Here is a 16,409-nt window from a genome sequence, read left to right on the forward strand (position 1 = left end):
CCCCAATGGATACTGAACAGGCATCTCCCACCCAGCAAAATCAACCAACTTACCACCCAACTCAACATGCAAAGCGTGAAGAGGCGTGCGTCTTAAGGATGTCATGATGGCTACCTTCTTATTATATAGTGAACAGAAGCTATCCCGTCAGTCTGACCCAAGCTGAATATTTTGCAACGATTCAGCCCCGGTTTTCGATGGCAGACCAAGGACTGGCCAGGCTCGTATGCGAGTGTATGCTTTAATAATGTTCCTATAGGAAACTTTTTTCCATTAAGCAACACTCTTTAGATCGCGCCTAACATACTGCTTTGCTTTTCCAATCCTTCCCAGACCATACGAAGGTAGAAGCTCAGATCTTACAGCACCTTATCACATTCATGACCTCAGTTTCTGAACCGCACAATCCAGAACCTTCAAGCCGGCAACCAGGTCAGTTTCGGCTGTATCCTCGGCAAAATCGTGGCTGATTCCACCAATCGACGGGACAAACAGCATCGCAACCGGCATCATGCGCGAAACATTGGTTGCATCATGCAAAGCCCCTGATGGCATCCGTCGCCACCGGCCTGGCGCGATCTGCTCGGCAGCCGCTTCCAGCGCTTTGCGAAGTTTGTGATCCATCGCCACAGGCTCCAAGCCCAGAAGGGCTCCAAAGCTAAGCTCCACACCCGTTTGTGCGGCGATATCGCTCGCGGTGTTGCGAATGATCTCTTCCATCCTTGCCAGCCGATCTGCATCTCCATCGCGCCACTGCATCGAAAAACGCGCACGGCCCGGCACGATTGAGGACGCGCTGGGGTGCAGGTCTACATGCCCAATTGTCCAGACTGTTTGCGGCGTTACGACGTTACAAAATTGGTCATTAAGGCGTGTGTTGAACAGGGACAGCGCTTGAAATGCGTCGCGTCGCAGGTGCATGGGCGTTGTACCTGCGTGGTTTTGCTGGCCATCAAACTGAACCACCATATCGCGAATGCCGACGATGTCGGTAACAACACCGATCTGGTCACCTTGCGTGTCAAGCGAGGGGCCTTGTTCGATATGCATTTCGACAAACCCGGTGAACCGACCCGGGTCGACGAAACTAGCGGCACAATCCGCCATCGACGCGCGTGCGCAACCAAAGGTCTCTCCGGTATGGTCAGTCAGCTCATCTGCCCGTTCCAGATCCAATCCGCCAGACCAAACCACCGAGCCCGTCGTGACACCGAACCGACCTTCTTCATCTTGAAAGCTGACAACTGAAATAGGTTGCTCACTGGACCGCGCGACCTCAAGCGCCGCTATCACACCCAATGCGCCATCCAGCCAACCGCCTTCGGGTTGGCTATCTGAATGCGACCCCATCAACAGCGACGGTTCTTCGGCTAATCCGAAAAGGTTTCCAACCGGGTCGAAATGGGGGGTCAACCCGGCTTCGGCCATGCGGCCTGCCAGCCAATGACGGGCTGCAATATCAGCTTCAGAATAAGCAGGCCGAATGACACCTTTGCCCACGCCAGAAGCTCCGAACTGCCGTAATTTGTGCAGATCTTCCAGAAACCGTTTTTCGTCGACTGCCATTACATTCCCCCGATCAACCAGAATGCACAATACGCCCGTCAGATTAGCTCGCAAGGGAGGGGCGTGAATTGATGCAGTTTTTCCCCAAACCCCTCTGGCCCCGAACGCGAAGCTGCCCTAAGACTTCGTCGCAAGAGGGTTCGAAATGTCATTCATTACATTGGTGCGTCACGGGCAGGCCAACACCGCCGCGCGGGACGAGAATAGCTACGACAGGCTCAGCGATCTGGGCCACCAGCAAGCGCGTTGGCTGGGTGCGCATCTGAAAGATACCCAGGCCCATCACCCTCGGGTCTATTGTGGCACCCTTACACGTCATGTGGAGACAGCAGCCAGCATGGGTTTGGCCGAACCTGTGCACGACGCGCGCCTCAACGAAATTGAGTACTTCACCCTCGCGCAGCTGTTTCATGAGCAACATGGCGTGGCGATTCCAATCGACCGCGAAGAGTTTGTGGAACATCTTCCCAAGACATTTACCGCTTGGGCCAATGGCGAAATTGAAAACCCGCCAGAGACCTTCGTCGAATTTGAAACCCGCGTCCGCGACGCGTTGCGCGACATCGGGACCGAAGGCGGGCCCGCGATTGTTGTCACGTCCGGGGGGCTGATCTCGATGGTGGTCCGGCAGGCTATGATGCTGGATATCACTTCGATGGCACGGGTGGCGCTTGCCATCATGAATACGTCGATGCATCGACTTCACCCAATCGGTTCACAGCTGAGCCCGGTCCTGTTCAATGCAGTGCCCCATCTGGAAGCACCAGATCGGCATTTTGCCCAAACCCACCTGTAAGGAGGCTCGGATGCAGCTCTATTTTGCCCCCCGCACAATCTCAGTCGCTGTGGCGATTGCGCTGGAAGAGGCCGACTTGGAATATGAAGCCGTGCAGCTTGATTTCGCCGGTGGCGAGCAGACAAAGCCCGCGTACAGGCAAATTAATCCCAAAGGCCGTGTACCTGCGCTTGCGGTTGATGGTGGCATTTTGACTGAAACCGGCGCCCTACTGGAGTTTGTTGCCGCCAAAGCACCCGAGGCCGGGCTGGTTCCGGCTGATCCCGTGATGGCAGCGCGAATGCGGGAGGTAATGTATTATCTGGCCTCGACCATGCATGTGAACCACGCGCACAAACTGCGCGGGCCTCGTTGGGCGGACAAGAAGGCCAGTTGGAAGGACATGAAGGACAAGGTACCCCAGACGATGACCGCGTCATGCGACTATATCGTTACAAACGGGCTGCGTGGTCCGTTCGTGTTGGGTGAGACACTCTCGCTAGCCGACGCTTACCTCTATGTGGTCTGTAGCTGGCTGGAAGGTGACGGCGTCGACGTTTCGGCCTTTCCCAAGATCATCGCCTTCCGCGAGGCGATGGAGGCTCGGCCATCGGTTCAGGCGGTGCGCGCCGCCGGAATGCTCTGACAAAAGGAAGTATGATGACACATCTCTGGGTCCGGGCGGAACAGCGCCCGAACGAGGAACGGGTCGGGCTTACCCCTGAAGGTGCCGCCGCACTGATCGCTGCAGGCATTCGTGTGACGGTCGAAAAAAGCTCTGTACGGGCTATTCCTTTGGATGGTTACAGACAGGCAGGTTGCGAAATCGCGTCCGAAAATTCGTGGCCAGAAGCCCCGCTTGACGCAATCGTCTTTGGCTTGAAAGAGCTGCCCGAGGATGGCACGCCCTTGCCTCACCGCCACATCATGTTTGGCCATGCTTATAAGGGTCAGCATTCTGGACGCGAATTGTTGCGGCGGTTTAAGGCCGGTGGCGGCACGCTTTATGACTTGGAATATCTGGTGGACGCAGATGGCCGCAGGGTTGCAGCCTTTGGCTATTGGGCTGGGTACGCCGGGGCTGCAGTTACACTGAAAACATGGGCAGCGCAGCAACGCGGGCGGGAATGCCCACCCGTTGGTGTTTATGCCAACAAAGACGCGTTGAATGCTGAACTGATGGCCGAACTGGATGCTACAGGAGCCGAGCGTCCCCGCGCCATCGTTATCGGCGCGTTAGGCCGTGTCGGCACCGGCGCCGCCGATATGTGCGAGGCCATGGGGGTTGCCGTCACCAAATGGGACATTGCCGAGACGTCCAGCGGCGGGCCATTTCCCGAAATCCTTGATCATGATCTCTTCCTGAACTGCATCTTCGCCCGACCGGGCACCCCGGTTTTTGTCCCGCGCGATGCTCTGAGCGCAAAACGCAGTCTGACGGCCATCGGCGACGTGGCCTGCGACCCGGACAGCGATTACAACCCAGTGCCGGTCTATGACCGTGCCACCTCATGGAACGCCCCTGCTTTGCGCGTGGCGACCAACCCGGTCATGGATGTGATGGCCATCGACAATTTGCCGTCGATGCTGCCCGTCGAAAGCTCGCAAGACTACGCGGCGCAATTGCTACCGTCCCTGCTGACGCTGACCGATCTGGACAGCGGTGTCTGGGGACGGGCTGAGGCAACCTACAAAACACATATCGAAGGGATCTGAGAGATGACGATTCACTGGTGTGGCACCGGCCTGTCGGCCATCCCCGGCCTGCGCCGCCTAATCGAAGGCGGGCACAAGGTCGCTGTCTGGAACCGGACCGTGGACAAGGCCAAGGCCGAGGTCGGAGACCTGACTGATGACATCCGCGCCTTCGACATCGACGCCCTAGGCGCGGTGCTTGAGAAGGGCGACATCATCGTCTCGATGCTGCCGGGTGACTGGCATGTACCACTGGCAGAGCTGGCAATTTCGAAAGAGGCCAACTTTGTGTCGTCTTCCTACATCGCGCCCGAGATGCGCGCTTTGGACGACAAGGCGCGCGAGGCAGGTGTCGCGCTGGTCAACGAGGTCGGGTTGGACCCTGGGATCGACCACCTGATGGCGCATGCTCTGGTCGCCGACTACCGCGCCTCGGGCGCCTTCGATCCCCAGAACCACCTAAGCTTTATCTCGTATTGCGGCGGGATCCCGAAGAACCCAAACCCGTTCCGCTACAAGTTCAGCTGGTCTCCATTGGGTGTTCTAAAGGCGCTGCGCTCACCGTCGAAATCAATCCGCGACTATGCCCCATTGGACGTCGCGCGCCCGTGGGACGCGATCAGCAGCTATATCGCCCCGCTGCCCACGCCCGAAAGCTTCGAGGTCTACCCGAACCGCGACTCGATCCCGTTTAAGGCCGAGTACCAGTTCGAGGATCACTGGCCGGTCAAAGAATTCGTCCGCGGCACCCTGCGCCTGAACGGTTGGGCTGACGCGTGGTCGGATGTGTTTACTGAAATCGAGACCCTCACAGGGCCAGAAGGCGACGCCCGCCTGAAAGAGATGTCGGATCAGTTCTGGGAAGAAAACGCCTATGACGAGGGCGAACCCGACCGCGTGGTTCTGTGTGTGGGCCTGAAAGCCGAGAAAGAAGGCGTTGAGGTCTGGCATAAGACCTATGTCATGGACGCTTGGGGTGACGAACGCGGCACGGCCATGGCACGCCTGGTTTCGATCCCGGTGTCCCTTGCAGTCGAAGCCGTCCTGAACCGTGCTATCCCTGCCGGTGTCCACGCCGCGCCAAGTGATCCGAAACTGGTACAGGGTTGGATGGACGAGATCGACACACTGGCGCAACACCTGCAAATCGCGGACCACACTGCCTAAAACGCAATCAGCCGCTTCGAACACGCGAAGCGGCTGATCACATTGTGGCGTCGCTGACAGCCGTCAAATATATTGCGCTATCACCGCTTCAACATCGCAGCGATTGAGCCCAAGCTCTGACAATTCGAAATCTGAAAGACGGTTCAGCTCTTGACCGGCGCGAACGATATCGGCTTGGATTGCGCGCATTCTCATCGCCTGATCGAACAATAACAGCGCACTGTTAGACACGTTCTGTTTCGGATTTGGGTTGCTATCCAGCATATTCGTTACCTCGCGCTTACTTACATAGATTGCTTTTCGGATCGCACCGGACAGTACCTAAGAGCAGGCCTGATAGGGCGTGTTGTGATAAACGTTTCGATATACGCGCTGCCGTATCTCAGCGCGTGGGATGCCGATATCGCTAAGCTGATGATCATTGAGCTTTTCAAGCACTCGGATCGTCTTGTTGTAAACTCTGCGACGCTGCCATGCAGATGGGGCCTCAGGCTGGTTCGCAAACTGGCCGAAGAAAAGAGACCGATAATCAGCCGCGGTTGTATTGACGTGTGCCATGTCGAATTCCTCCAGTATTCATCGTTGCTGTTGATGAACCTGATAAAAGAACTCGACATTAACCTCGGAGGAACGCCGCATTAATATTGTTTAATGAAAGCGGATCAACCAATCCGATGCGCCAGCATCCGGACCAACCCATACGCCATAACGCGAGAACAGGGATTACATCAGATCGTTTTCAACATCTTCGGCAGAGATTCCCAGCGCATCCAACCCATTTTCCAGGTGATCGGATAAATGCGGCGTTCCTATCAGATAATCCGCGCAAGGGGTTGAGGCCTCGGACTTTGCGGTAGCAATGGCCTCGGCCAGATCTTCAGCGAAGAAGCTCTCACGACCGACCCACATGACGGCGACCAGTTCTGCTTGTTCATCCTCGCTCATGCGTTCGATGAATGCGCGTAACTCGCCCTCGGCCCGGTTCAACTCTCGCCCCATCATGGCAACCTGGGCGATTTTTCTTGCCGAGATTTCCAACATGTCCCAACTCCTCGTGTTCGCGGTTCACTGTTATCTGAACGATGCCACAGGCGACCGTCTTTGATCTTGCGCAAAGCAGAGGGTTTTACTGATGTGAACGCGATACAGGCTGATCAGGGACGGGAGCGGTGCGAAAGGGGCTGAATCGTGCGCGCTTGACCCATAGCTTAAGCGCTTGCCAGTGGATCAGAAACACCGCCCTTCGCGCTCCGAAAGGTCGGCGCCAGAGCGATTTCAGAATAATGCGGTTGCTAAGCGGCCGGCGTGAACCCGTCAGGGTGGCGATCAGCCCCCCGCTGTCGCGACCATAATCGATCCAGACACCCACGCGCTCGTCGCGATAATCAAATCGAAACGTATAGGTCCCTTCAATCTCTTGAAACGGTGAGACATGCATCAACTTGTCAGCCAGTATCCGATCAGTTGACGCGATGGGCGAATGATCGGGTTTGTGGCACAGATAGCTGTGACGCGTACCATAAGTATTGGTCACTTCAGCAACCACAGCATAGAGCTGATTCACGTCATCTAAGCAGAACCAGAAACTCACGGGATTGAACACATGCCCAAGCATGCGCGGTTGGGTCAACAGAGTGATCTGATCCGGCTGAGGAATACCCTGCGCCTCAAAACACTCACGCAGCCAAATCGCGCCGCGACCCCGACCAGGCTCGCCACCGTGATCGCTATCTCGCCATCCGGTCAGATTCACCTTGTTGAACGAAAACAAAAAGGGCGTCTTGGCACATGCTTCAGGGTCAAACAGAACATAATCGATTGAATAGCGAAACGAATTATCGATCGCACCCTTGCGCCCGTGAAAGGTATGACCCGCGATGTGATCAACAGTGTTCATAACGCAGATGTTCCGTACTGACTGCAAACTGTTCAAAAGACATCCATTTCCGAATGCCCCTGCATCATACATTACGAAATACTGCTCGTTTTGGATGAAATTTTTTGCACCAGACTGATCCAACTTGGGTCAGACAACGTAATGAGGTTATGTTTACCGAGATAGATACCGTGACCTTGGACGATGCGGCAGCACAACCTGCTGTCAAAAGTGCCGTGCACGGAGCCAAACGATTCAAAGGTAAATCGGTGAACGGACAAAACAAAGGTTGTGACACGAGAAAGGAATGGGTGGATCACATCCGTCGCATCCGAGATGCGAAGGATCAGATCGCATTTGCTGAACTGTTCCAGCATTTTGCACCTCGAATAAAGGCATTTCTAATCAAGTCCGGGTCAGACGCTGCACTGGCGGAGGAATGCGCGCAGGAGGTCATGGCGACCTTGTGGCACAAGGCGCATCTGTTTGATCCGACAAGGGCAACGGTTGCGACCTGGGTGTTCACTATCGCAAGAAACAAGCGCATTGACGTATTGCGAAAGCAACGCCGCCCTGAACCCGAAGACCTCTGGTGGGGCCCAGAGGCGGAGCCGGAACAGGAAGACGTTCTGGCGCTGCAACAGGAAACCGCGCAGCTGCGTGATGCCATGGCGGCATTACCCGAGGCGCAAAGACAGCTGATCGAGAAGGCCTACTTCGGAAATCTGAGCCATCGAGAAATCGCATCTCAGACCGGGTTACCTTTGGGGACGATCAAATCACGGATACGGCTGGCGCTGGACCGCTTGCGCTACGCGATGAACTGAGATGACGAGCATGAGAAACGAGATTAAACATCACCTGACAGACGACCTGCTGATGGCCTATGCCGCAGGCAATCTGCCCGAAGCGTTCGACCTGATGGTCGCCACGCACCTATCTCTTTGCGACCACTGCCGCGCCCGCGCTGAAAGCTTCGACGCAGTTGGCGGATGCGTTTTACAGGAACAAGATGCGTCTGCAAGCATGAGCGACGGTTCATTGGCGGCAACAATGGCATTGATTGCTCAGGGTGCACCAAAGGCGAAACCCGCGCGCCCATCTTGTGCAGTGCTTCCGGCACCGCTGCAGGACTATGTTGGCGGCGACGTGAACGCGATCAAATGGAAGCCCGTCGGCATGGGTGTCAAACAGGCAATCCTGCCCACGACCAGCGAAGCCACCGCCCGGTTGTTGTTTATCCCCGCCGGGGCAGCGGTGCCGGATCACAGCCATAATGGCATAGAACTGACGATGGTCCTGCAGGGTGCATTCTCTGACGAGATCGACCGCTTCGACCGCGGCGATGTCGAAATTGCAGACCAATCTATCCATCACACGCCTACGGCAGACATCTCTGAAGACTGCATTTGTCTGGCCGTCACCGATGCTCCACTGAAGTTCAGCAAGCTGATGCCGCGCCTGTTCCAGCCATTCCTTCGAATCTGATCCGTTATGGTAGGGTTGTTTATCGACGCTAACCAACTGGGGGATTTCAGCAATGTTAAGGATGGCAACTATGGCGCTGTTGATGGCCTTCGGAGCCAGCGTTTCCGCTCAGATGACAGCCGACGTGAAATTCCAACCGGGCAATTTCGGTACGATGGTGAATGGTACTGTAACCGGAAACGAGTATTTCGACTATAAACTGGGCGCCAAGGCTGGGCAGGAGATGTTCGCCGACCTCAAGGTCAGTGACACCAACGGCTATGGCGTGATCTATTTCAATATCCTGCCCCCGAACAGTGACGGAGTTGCAATTTACAATGGTTCAATTGATGGCAATACCGCCCGGATCGAGCTTCCAGATAATGGCGACTACACCATACGTGTTTATCTGATGGGGAACGATCGCGACACCGGCAAGACGGTTGGTTATAATCTGGACCTATCCATCCAGTAACGCTCAGCCTTCGGTTTTTCCCAGCGGCACGACGTTGGTGTGGTCATCCGGCGCAAGCTCTTCGAAATCGAAATTGTCCAAACGTTGCGCCCGGCGACCCGCCTTTTCGGCGCTTATCTTGATTTCCGAGATGTCCTTGGCCGCCTGACCAAAATGGCGATCCAGGTTCGAGACACGTTCACCCAAACGGTCCACATCCTTGTGCAGCATTCCCAGCTCCTTGCGGATGGCACCGGCCTGCTCGCGCATGCGCGCGTCTTTGAGGATCGCGCGCATGGTGTTCAGCGTCGCCATGCAGGTGGTCGGGGACACGATCCAGACGCGTTTCGAAAAACTCTCCTGCACAAGTTCCGGGAACTTGGCGTGCAGCTCGGCATAGACCGCCTCAGAAGGCAGGAACATCAGCGCCCCATCAGCTGTTTCACCGTCCAGAATGTACTTCTCGGCGATGTCGTTGATGTGCTTGCGCACGGTACTGCGGAACATCTGCACCGCAGCTTTCAGCTCCATATCGTTGGTCGATCCGATCAGCGCCTCATAGGCCTCCAACGGAAACTTACTGTCGATCACGATAGGTCCGGGAGGGTTTGGCAATTTGATCAGGCAATCCGCCCGTCGTCCATTCGACAAAGTTGCCTGCAGCTGAAAACTATCCGATGGCAACGCCTTCGAGACGATATCGTTCAGCTGAATTTCCCCGAACGCCCCGCGCGTCTGCTTGTTCGACAGGATATCCTGCAAAGACAGCACGTCGCCGGAAAGCTTGGTGATATTGTCCTGCGCCTTGTCGATTGCCGCCAGACGTTCCTGCAATTGCGTCAGCGAGGTCGCCGTCTGTTTCGACGAACCATGCAGCGATTCCTTCATCCGCTCCTGCATCTCAGCCAAGGCGCGCGCCGATTTCATCGCGTTATCTGCCAGCCGGTCATTCATCTGCTGCTGCACGGAAGACAGGCGGGATTCGACAGTTTGGATCACCTGCACCTGCGCATTGGCCTGCGTGTCCGAGACATGCTGCAATCCGCCGCGTAGTTGCTCCTGCCCTTGGCCTAGTTGCTGCACATGCTGTCCCAAATGGGCCATCTGCCGGGCCAAGGGTTCGGCCATCCGGGCCGAACGTTGTGACGCCCGTAGCGACAGAAACAGCAAGAGCAGAATCAACGCCACAACTCCGCCAGCGATCAGGATGACGGGGTCATTCAACGCATATTGAGTACCAGCTATCTCGATCATGTCGCCTCGGATGTTCTTGTTTTATTCTTCATAGCCCGACAGGGCCGATGGATCAACTGCGACCGAACAGGCGTTCGATATCGCTGAGCTTCAGTTCCACATAGGTCGGCCGCCCATGGTTGCATTGGCCGGAATGGGGCGTCGCCTCCATCTCGCGCAGCAGGGCGTTCATTTCTTCTGCCCGCATCCGACGGCCTGATCGGACTGAACCATGACAGGCCACCCGGCTGAGGATCGCCTCAATCCGTGCCTGCACGGTTTGGCTTTCGCCCTGATCGGCAAGCTCATCCAGGATATCGAGGATCATGGCTCGAGCATCGACTTCACCCAGAATGGCCGGAGTTTCGCGCACAGCGACCGCTCCACCGCCAAAGGGTTCGATGGTCAGCCCAAAGCGCGCAAGATCATCAGCGGCTGCCATCAACCGCGCGCAGTCCCCATCTGTCAGATCGACAATTTCAGGGATCAGCAAGGCTTGGGCGGCAACGCCGTTTTCGGCCGCCTGGCGTTTGAGCTTTTCGTAAACCAACCGTTCATGCGCGGCGTGCTGATCCACGATCACCATGCCATCTGCTGTCTGGGCAATGATGTAATTCTCGTGCACCTGACCTCGCGCGGCCCCCAATGGCAGGTCCTGCGGTTCTTCCACTGGAGCAGTTTCTGGCACCGGCTCCACGATACGCCCGCTATAATTCTGTGACAGCTCCGCAAAGCCAGGAGATTGCGCACGATAGGCCGCCTGACGCGCCATCGGCGACGGACGATCCATCTGATACACCCGCGTTGGCGCAGCGGGCGCGGGCTCGGGCCGCATCGCACCCAAGGTTGCATTTGCGACAGTCGAAGACGCACGATGTCCGGCCTCGGCCAGCGCGTGGCGCAGGCTGGATACGATCAACCCACGTGCTAGGCCCGGATCGCGGAACCGAACCTCGGATTTAGCCGGATGCACATTCACGTCCACCATCGTTGGATCACAATCGATAAACAGCGCTGCGGCCGGATGTCGATCGCGACTGAGAAAATCGAAATAGGCCGCGCGCAGAGCTCCGGTTAGCATCTTGTCCCGCACGGGTCGTCCGTTGACAAACAGATACTGCGCGACGGCAGCCCCACGCGAATAGGTCGGAAGCGCGGCATAGCCATACAGCCTGAGCCCTTCGCGGGTGGCATCAATCTGCAACGCGTTCTCAGCGAATTCACGTCCTAGTATGCGCGCCAATCGGGCGTGCAACGCATCAAACAGATCGCCATTCTCGCGGTCGGCGCGGAAGGTCACGCGACCTTCTCCACCACCCGAAACATCACGTAGGGTGAACGCTATTGCAGGCTCGGCCATTGCAAGACGTTTCACGATGTCGGAAATTGCCTGCGCCTCAGCCCGGTCCGTGCGCATGAACTTCAGCCGTGCCGGGGTGGCGTAGAATAGGTCTCGCAGCTCGACCACTGTCCCCGTGCGCAAAGCGGCAGGCTTCACCGCCTCCATTTTGCCACCCGCCACGTGGATTGTAGCGGCTTCAGAGCCCGGTACCCGACTGGTGATGGTCAAACGACCAACCGCTCCCAGCGAGGGCAGCGCTTCCCCGCGAAACCCAAATGTGTGGATATTTAGCAGATCGGACCCGTCGATCTTTGATGTCGCATGACGCGACAACGCCAGCGGTAAATCTTCAGCGGCGATGCCGCAGCCATCATCGGTGACACGAATCAGGGTCTTGCCGCCATCCGCGACTTCGACGGCAATGCGTTTGGCCCCGGCATCTATGGCATTTTCGACCAATTCTTTAACTGCAGAGGCCGGCCGTTCCACGACTTCACCAGCAGCAATCCGATTGATCGCTGCATCATCAAGCTGCCGAATTACCGGGCGATCGTTGCTGATATTGGGGTCTGCATACACCATACCACTAGACCTAGCATAGATATGCGCGATTCGACCACAGGTTTGGATGGTTCAGCGGGCGAGCAAATGAGGTATCCGGCCAGCTTGACCCTGTCGTAAAGGGGGTAGCGACTTAGGTCAATACTGGCCGGATATACCAGAGTGAGTGGTGGTCTTGTGGTATTTGATTAACGCTTGCGTACCATCGCACATAGAATAAATCCCGTTAATATTTGGAAATTGTTTCCATTTGGCGAAGTTCAGCCGAAACCTTGCGAAAACCATTGGCGTGAATACGCCAAGTTAAGCCTGGCTGGGGGCTCCGCTGCGGGTTCGACAGGGGCCAAGGACGGCGGTCAGCGCCAGTATCAAGCCAGATATCGTCGCGATCATTCCCGCAGCACTAACAGCATCTGCACCCCCCAGCCACAATGGGCCGTACCCAGCCAGAACATATCCCGAGATGGCTGAAATGGTCGCGAACAGAACGCTCCAGACAATCTGGGTTTCCAGTCGGTTCGTCATCATCCGAGCCGCAGCGGGTGGACAGATGAACATGGCGATCACGATGATTGATCCCACGGCATCAAATGCAGCTACGGCAGCGATCGCCGCTGTGATGACCAGCGCCATACCCAACGCTCCGGTTCGGATGCCAATGGTACGAGCAAATCCTTCGTCGAATGTCGAGATCTTGAGCGGCCGCCAGAACAACCAGGTAAACAAGATGACACCCACCATCGTCAGTGCAATTCGGGGCAATTCGGGGGGCAGACCAGCCAATGCCTGTAAGTCCAGCAGAGACGACCATCCTGTGGCATCCAACCAGATCAAGCTTTCCAGATTGCCATAAAGCGCGTGTTCCACGTCCAGATGAACCGTCGAAGTATCAGTCTGTTCCAACAGTAATACCCCGCCCGCAAACATGGTTGTGAACACCACTCCCATTGCGGCGCCGGGTTCAATCTGACCTAATCGTCGGATCGCCTCGATCATCACAACGGCAACGACAGCGGCCCCGGCCGCGCCGAGCATCATGGGCCAAGTAGAGATCGCACCTGTCAGCAGAAACGCCACGACAATGCCGGGCAGCACCACATGGCTGATTGCATCGCCAATAAGGGCCTGTTTACGAAGAACCAGAAAGTTTCCGGGAAGCGCGCAAGCGATGGCTGCAAATGTTCCAATCAACAGAGGGGTCAGCGACAGAGGGACAAATTCTTCACCACTCATGGCATGACCTCCTGCGGGCCACCGATGCGACGGTCTATTTCGGCGATCTGATCGCGCGTTAGAACAGTCTCGATATCACGCAAACCATCGTACAGCGCCGCGGTGGCCTCGTGCGCCTGATCGGCACGTACGAATTCCCACCGCTTTTCGTCCCGCAGCGCTTTGGCGGCGCGCGCTTTCCCTTCATCGGTCGCGACACCATCGGCGCGCACGATACCCGCACGACGCAGCAGGCGAATGGTCAGTGGCTCATAGATCTTCTGACCTTGCGCCAGCGCCAGAAGACCCTGCCGGATATGCACGCGTCGCTGGAATCTAAGGTGCCGCAGTACCGCCGCCAAAACGCCGCGAACCGGTGCGAACAAAAGTGACAGCGCGAAAGATCCAAAACTGACCAGGACAATGATCGGACCGGTTGGCAGGTTCGGTGCCGAGGCCGAAATTCCTGCCCCCAAAAAGCCAGCAAGCCCCCCGGATATCCCTGCCAGCAGCACAACACGATCGGATCGCTCTGTCCAAAACCGCGCAGTCACCGGAGGAATGATGAGCAGCGCGACAATCAGGATCAGGCCAACGATCTTCAACCCGACCACAGTGACCGCCATAACAAGCCCCATCATCGCCAGATCAATCCGGTGCACAGGCAATCCACGCGCGGCGGCGTATTCAGGATCAAAGGCCACCATCGTCATCGGACGGCGGATAATCATCACCAGCAACAGAGTCGCCGCACCACCGATTGCAATCACGAGCGCGTCTGCCCAGAGCATTCCGGCGGTGGACCCAAGCAAGAACCCCTCCAAACCGGCTTGACGTCCAACACCCATGGTCTGAATCACCGTCAGCAGGACAACACCAAACCCGAAGAAGACCGAAAGAACCGCACCGATTGCAGCATCCTCTGCAAGCCGCGTATGGCGCGTTAGCCAGTTCATGCAAAGCAGGCCGACCCAAGCCGATATGGCCGAACCGACCAACAGTCCAATTAGATTGCGCCCATCCCCTCCAAACGCCACCAATGCCATGAAGGCAAGGCAAACCCCCGGCAGGGTCGCATGGCTAATGGCATCACTTACGAGGGCACGCTTACGTAGGAATAGAAACGTGCCGGTCACTCCCGCTGAAATGCCCAGCAACGTCGCACCGATCGCGACCAGCGTGGCGTTATAGCCAAGCTGCAGGGTCAGAGCATCCCAAAGCATGATTATCCCAGTGCGCGTGAAATCTGATCGATCTGTGCCGTTGCGAGGCGTCCGCCAAAAGCGGCTTGCAACGTTTCCGCAGTAAAGGCCTGCTCAACCGAACCTTCGGCCACTTTGCGGGTGTTGATCAGGAACACATGATCGAAATAGTCCGCGACCGTCGCCAAGTCGTGATGTACCACGACAACGGTCTTGCCAGCTTCTTTCAGCGATTTCAGTACAGCAATGATAGCCCTTTCGGTCGCGGCGTCTACGCCCGCAAAGGGCTCGTCCAGCAGGTACAGATCAGCATCCTGTGCCAATGCACGCGCAAGAAAGACCCTCTGCTGCTGACCACCGGAAAGCTGACCAATCTGACGGTCAGCAAACTCTCGCATTCCGACACGGTTCAAACAGTCCATGGCGCGGGCCATATGACGTGCGCGAACACGACCCAGCAGACCCAACTGGCGCGACAATCCCATCAGAACCACGTCAATCACGCGTGTCGGAAAATCCCAATCCACACTGGCGCGCTGCGGGACATAGGCGATGCGCGCACGCTGATCTTCGAGCGGCTGGCCAAACACCGTCACCTGACCGGAAAGAGGCGATACGATCCCCAACGCGGCCTTGAGCAAAGTGGACTTGCCAGCCCCATTCGGTCCGATGATCGCCGTCATCGCGCCGGGTTGCACCGTCATATCCACCGAGAACACTGCGGGCTTCTGACCGTACGAGACAGTCAGACCGCGAATGGCGAGCGGGCAGCGATCAATATCCTGCCCTTCAATTGAAACACCTTGAACTGTTGCGAGTTCCAGCATGGCTCAGAACCCCGCCGACAGTTTGCCGTTCATGCCACGCTGCGGCACATCCGCGCCCAGCGCCCCGGCAATCACGGTGATGTTGTGATCAAGCATTCCGATATAAGTGCCCTCATATGTGCCGGGCTCTCCCATCGCGTCCGAGTAAAGCTCTCCACCGACACCGACCTCGTGGCCTTCAGCCGCGGCACCCTCGATCAGAGCACGCATAGACCGGTCAGAGACCGAGCTTTCCACGAAGACCGCTTTCAACTGACGGTTCACGAGTGTGTCGACCAACTCACCGATGCGGTTCAAACCGGCCTCTGATTGGGTCGAGATGCCCTGAACACCCAGCACTTCATAGCCATATTCAGCACCGAAATAGCCAAAGGCGTCATGGGCGGTTACCAACATACGGTTGTCTTCAGGAACTGCAGTAAGCATCTGTTCGCCATAAGCGCTCAACGCGTCGATCTCGGCCAGAAACGCTTGAGTATTTGCAGAAAAGAATTCTGCAGCCTCAGGGCGAGCTAGAGTCAGAGCGTCTTGCACCTCAAGCACAACATCACGCCATAGCACCGGGCTCATCCAGACATGCGGGTCATATTTGTCGGCGTAGTCGTCATGAGCGCGTAATTTGCCTTTGTCGACACCCTCCGCAACTGCCACAACGGTTTGCTTGCGTCCCAGATCATCGAAGAAATCTTCCATCTGCGCTTCGAGATAGAGGCCGTGCCACAGCACTAGATCTGCGCGGGTCATCGCAACAATATCTGTGCGCGTCTGACGATAAGCATGTGGGTCAACACCTGGGCCCATCAAACCTTTAACTTCAACCTGATCACCGCCGATTTGCCGGGCCGTATCAGCGATCATGCCGGTCGTTGCGACAACCTTCAACGGCGCCTCGGCAATAGCGGCGGCTGGTAATGCAGCAACGAAAGCCAATGCTGCAAGAAAGGTACGGCGAATCATTTGCGACTCCATTTAGGTGCCTTGTTACCTCTGAATATGCGAACCATTCGCAACTAAGTCAATGCAAATGCGAAT

18 protein-coding genes are annotated in these 16,409 nt (G+C 56.7%); 7 read left to right on the plus strand and 11 right to left on the minus strand.

All coding sequences use genetic code 11. The features are described from left to right. Positions 1–378: 378 nt before the first annotated feature. The gene (locus tag ACR0JR_RS08500; protein WP_480455818.1) at positions 379–1,566 is read right to left on the minus strand and encodes a Zn-dependent hydrolase; all 1,188 of its coding nucleotides are present in this window, start codon (positions 1,564–1,566) and stop codon (positions 379–381) included. Positions 1,567–1,711: 145 nt separating this feature from the next. Between ACR0JR_RS08500 and ACR0JR_RS08505 the strand changes: the two genes are divergently transcribed. Genes ACR0JR_RS08505 through ACR0JR_RS08520 form a run of 4 tightly spaced genes read left to right on the plus strand, consistent with a single transcriptional unit; the run spans position 1,712 to position 5,203 of the window. Further along, a complete protein-coding gene (locus ACR0JR_RS08505; RefSeq protein WP_010438686.1) occupies positions 1,712–2,362 on the plus strand; it encodes a histidine phosphatase family protein in 651 nt (216 codons plus the stop codon). Positions 2,363–2,372: 10 nt separating this feature from the next. Then, on the plus strand, positions 2,373–2,987 hold the full coding sequence (locus tag ACR0JR_RS08510; protein ID WP_480455819.1) for a glutathione S-transferase family protein: 615 nt from the start codon (positions 2,373–2,375) through the stop codon (positions 2,985–2,987). Positions 2,988–3,001: 14 nt separating this feature from the next. Beyond that, a complete protein-coding gene (locus tag ACR0JR_RS08515) occupies positions 3,002–4,057 on the plus strand; it encodes a saccharopine dehydrogenase (RefSeq protein ID WP_480455821.1) in 1,056 nt (351 codons plus the stop codon). Positions 4,058–4,060: 3 nt separating this feature from the next. Further along, the gene (locus tag ACR0JR_RS08520; protein WP_170780343.1) at positions 4,061–5,203 is read left to right on the plus strand and encodes a saccharopine dehydrogenase C-terminal domain-containing protein; all 1,143 of its coding nucleotides are present in this window, start codon (positions 4,061–4,063) and stop codon (positions 5,201–5,203) included. 63 nt (positions 5,204–5,266) lie between these two features. On the opposite strand, the gene ACR0JR_RS08525 is transcribed toward ACR0JR_RS08520, so the two are convergent. The 4 genes from ACR0JR_RS08525 to ACR0JR_RS08540 all read right to left on the minus strand — a co-directional run bounded on the left by ACR0JR_RS08525 (position 5,267) and on the right by ACR0JR_RS08540 (position 7,100). Then, positions 5,267–5,392, minus strand: a complete 126-nt coding sequence (locus ACR0JR_RS08525; RefSeq protein WP_170780342.1) for a DUF1127 domain-containing protein — start codon at positions 5,390–5,392, stop codon at positions 5,267–5,269. Positions 5,393–5,524: 132 nt separating this feature from the next. After that, complete coding sequence (locus ACR0JR_RS08530; RefSeq protein ID WP_170780341.1) at positions 5,525–5,761, minus strand: DUF1127 domain-containing protein; 237 nt, start codon at positions 5,759–5,761, stop codon at positions 5,525–5,527. A 165-nt stretch (positions 5,762–5,926) separates the two neighbouring features. Beyond that, positions 5,927–6,244: a DUF3775 domain-containing protein gene (locus ACR0JR_RS08535; protein ID WP_010438669.1), complete on the minus strand. Its 318-nt coding sequence runs from the start codon at positions 6,242–6,244 to the stop codon at positions 5,927–5,929. An 85-nt stretch (positions 6,245–6,329) separates the two neighbouring features. Then, positions 6,330–7,100: a DUF1365 domain-containing protein gene (locus ACR0JR_RS08540; RefSeq protein WP_480455822.1), complete on the minus strand. Its 771-nt coding sequence runs from the start codon at positions 7,098–7,100 to the stop codon at positions 6,330–6,332. A 149-nt stretch (positions 7,101–7,249) separates the two neighbouring features. Between ACR0JR_RS08540 and ACR0JR_RS08545 the strand changes: the two genes are divergently transcribed. The 3 genes from ACR0JR_RS08545 (at position 7,250) to ACR0JR_RS08555 (ending at position 9,021) form a co-directional block, all read left to right on the plus strand. Beyond that, positions 7,250–7,906 (plus strand): sigma-70 family RNA polymerase sigma factor, encoded by a 657-nt coding sequence (locus tag ACR0JR_RS08545; protein WP_480455823.1) that lies wholly within the window; start codon positions 7,250–7,252, stop codon positions 7,904–7,906. A gap of 10 nt (positions 7,907–7,916) precedes the next feature. Continuing rightward, positions 7,917–8,567, plus strand: coding sequence for a ChrR family anti-sigma-E factor (locus tag ACR0JR_RS08550; protein ID WP_170776053.1), 651 nt, complete (start codon positions 7,917–7,919; stop codon positions 8,565–8,567). Positions 8,568–8,637: 70 nt separating this feature from the next. Next, positions 8,638–9,021, plus strand: coding sequence for a hypothetical protein (locus ACR0JR_RS08555; RefSeq protein ID WP_480455824.1), 384 nt, complete (start codon positions 8,638–8,640; stop codon positions 9,019–9,021). Between the two features lie 3 nt (positions 9,022–9,024). Here ACR0JR_RS08555 and ACR0JR_RS08560 read toward each other — a convergent pair whose 3' ends face one another. From ACR0JR_RS08560 to ACR0JR_RS08585, 6 genes are all read right to left on the minus strand, one after another. Further along, the gene (locus tag ACR0JR_RS08560; protein ID WP_480455825.1) at positions 9,025–10,254 is read right to left on the minus strand and encodes a DNA recombination protein RmuC; all 1,230 of its coding nucleotides are present in this window, start codon (positions 10,252–10,254) and stop codon (positions 9,025–9,027) included. Between the two features lie 52 nt (positions 10,255–10,306). Then, the gene (gene mutL, locus ACR0JR_RS08565; protein WP_480455826.1) at positions 10,307–12,157 is read right to left on the minus strand and encodes a DNA mismatch repair endonuclease MutL; all 1,851 of its coding nucleotides are present in this window, start codon (positions 12,155–12,157) and stop codon (positions 10,307–10,309) included. Between the two features lie 282 nt (positions 12,158–12,439). Continuing rightward, on the minus strand, positions 12,440–13,369 hold the full coding sequence (locus ACR0JR_RS08570; RefSeq protein ID WP_480455827.1) for a metal ABC transporter permease: 930 nt from the start codon (positions 13,367–13,369) through the stop codon (positions 12,440–12,442). Then, entirely contained in the window at positions 13,366–14,571 is a 1,206-nt protein-coding gene (locus ACR0JR_RS08575; RefSeq protein ID WP_170471832.1) for a metal ABC transporter permease, read from the minus strand. Before ACR0JR_RS08575 ends, ACR0JR_RS08570 begins: the two co-directional genes overlap by 4 nt. Positions 14,572–14,573: 2 nt before the next feature. After that, positions 14,574–15,377 carry a metal ABC transporter ATP-binding protein gene (locus ACR0JR_RS08580; protein WP_480455828.1) on the minus strand — a complete coding sequence of 268 codons (804 nt, stop codon included), beginning with the start codon at positions 15,375–15,377 and terminating at the stop codon, positions 14,574–14,576. A 3-nt stretch (positions 15,378–15,380) separates the two neighbouring features. Beyond that, positions 15,381–16,334, minus strand: coding sequence for a metal ABC transporter solute-binding protein, Zn/Mn family (locus ACR0JR_RS08585; protein WP_480455829.1), 954 nt, complete (start codon positions 16,332–16,334; stop codon positions 15,381–15,383). Positions 16,335–16,409 lie beyond the last annotated feature (75 nt).

It is taken from the genome of Ruegeria sp. AA3 (genome assembly GCF_056542905.1).

Coding starts and splice junctions, on each gene's coding strand:
- ACR0JR_RS08500 (WP_480455818.1), bottom strand. CDS start 1,566: ATGGCAGTCGACGAAAAACGGTTTCTGGAAGATCTGCACAAATTACGG.
- ACR0JR_RS08505 (WP_010438686.1), top strand. CDS start 1,712: ATGTCATTCATTACATTGGTGCGTCACGGGCAGGCCAACACCGCCGCG.
- ACR0JR_RS08510 (WP_480455819.1), top strand. CDS start 2,373: ATGCAGCTCTATTTTGCCCCCCGCACAATCTCAGTCGCTGTGGCGATT.
- ACR0JR_RS08515 (WP_480455821.1), top strand. CDS start 3,002: ATGACACATCTCTGGGTCCGGGCGGAACAGCGCCCGAACGAGGAACGG.
- ACR0JR_RS08520 (WP_170780343.1), top strand. CDS start 4,061: ATGACGATTCACTGGTGTGGCACCGGCCTGTCGGCCATCCCCGGCCTG.
- ACR0JR_RS08525 (WP_170780342.1), bottom strand. CDS start 5,392: ATGCGCGCAATCCAAGCCGATATCGTTCGCGCCGGTCAAGAGCTGAAC.
- ACR0JR_RS08530 (WP_170780341.1), bottom strand. CDS start 5,761: ATGGCACACGTCAATACAACCGCGGCTGATTATCGGTCTCTTTTCTTC.
- ACR0JR_RS08535 (WP_010438669.1), bottom strand. CDS start 6,244: ATGTTGGAAATCTCGGCAAGAAAAATCGCCCAGGTTGCCATGATGGGG.
- ACR0JR_RS08540 (WP_480455822.1), bottom strand. CDS start 7,100: ATGAACACTGTTGATCACATCGCGGGTCATACCTTTCACGGGCGCAAG.
- ACR0JR_RS08545 (WP_480455823.1), top strand. CDS start 7,250: ATGTTTACCGAGATAGATACCGTGACCTTGGACGATGCGGCAGCACAA.
- ACR0JR_RS08550 (WP_170776053.1), top strand. CDS start 7,917: ATGAGAAACGAGATTAAACATCACCTGACAGACGACCTGCTGATGGCC.
- ACR0JR_RS08555 (WP_480455824.1), top strand. CDS start 8,638: ATGGCGCTGTTGATGGCCTTCGGAGCCAGCGTTTCCGCTCAGATGACA.
- ACR0JR_RS08560 (WP_480455825.1), bottom strand. CDS start 10,254: ATGATCGAGATAGCTGGTACTCAATATGCGTTGAATGACCCCGTCATC.
- mutL (WP_480455826.1), bottom strand. CDS start 12,157: ATGGTGTATGCAGACCCCAATATCAGCAACGATCGCCCGGTAATTCGG.
- ACR0JR_RS08570 (WP_480455827.1), bottom strand. CDS start 13,369: ATGAGTGGTGAAGAATTTGTCCCTCTGTCGCTGACCCCTCTGTTGATT.
- ACR0JR_RS08575 (WP_170471832.1), bottom strand. CDS start 14,571: ATGCTTTGGGATGCTCTGACCCTGCAGCTTGGCTATAACGCCACGCTG.
- ACR0JR_RS08580 (WP_480455828.1), bottom strand. CDS start 15,377: ATGCTGGAACTCGCAACAGTTCAAGGTGTTTCAATTGAAGGGCAGGAT.
- ACR0JR_RS08585 (WP_480455829.1), bottom strand. CDS start 16,334: ATGATTCGCCGTACCTTTCTTGCAGCATTGGCTTTCGTTGCTGCATTA.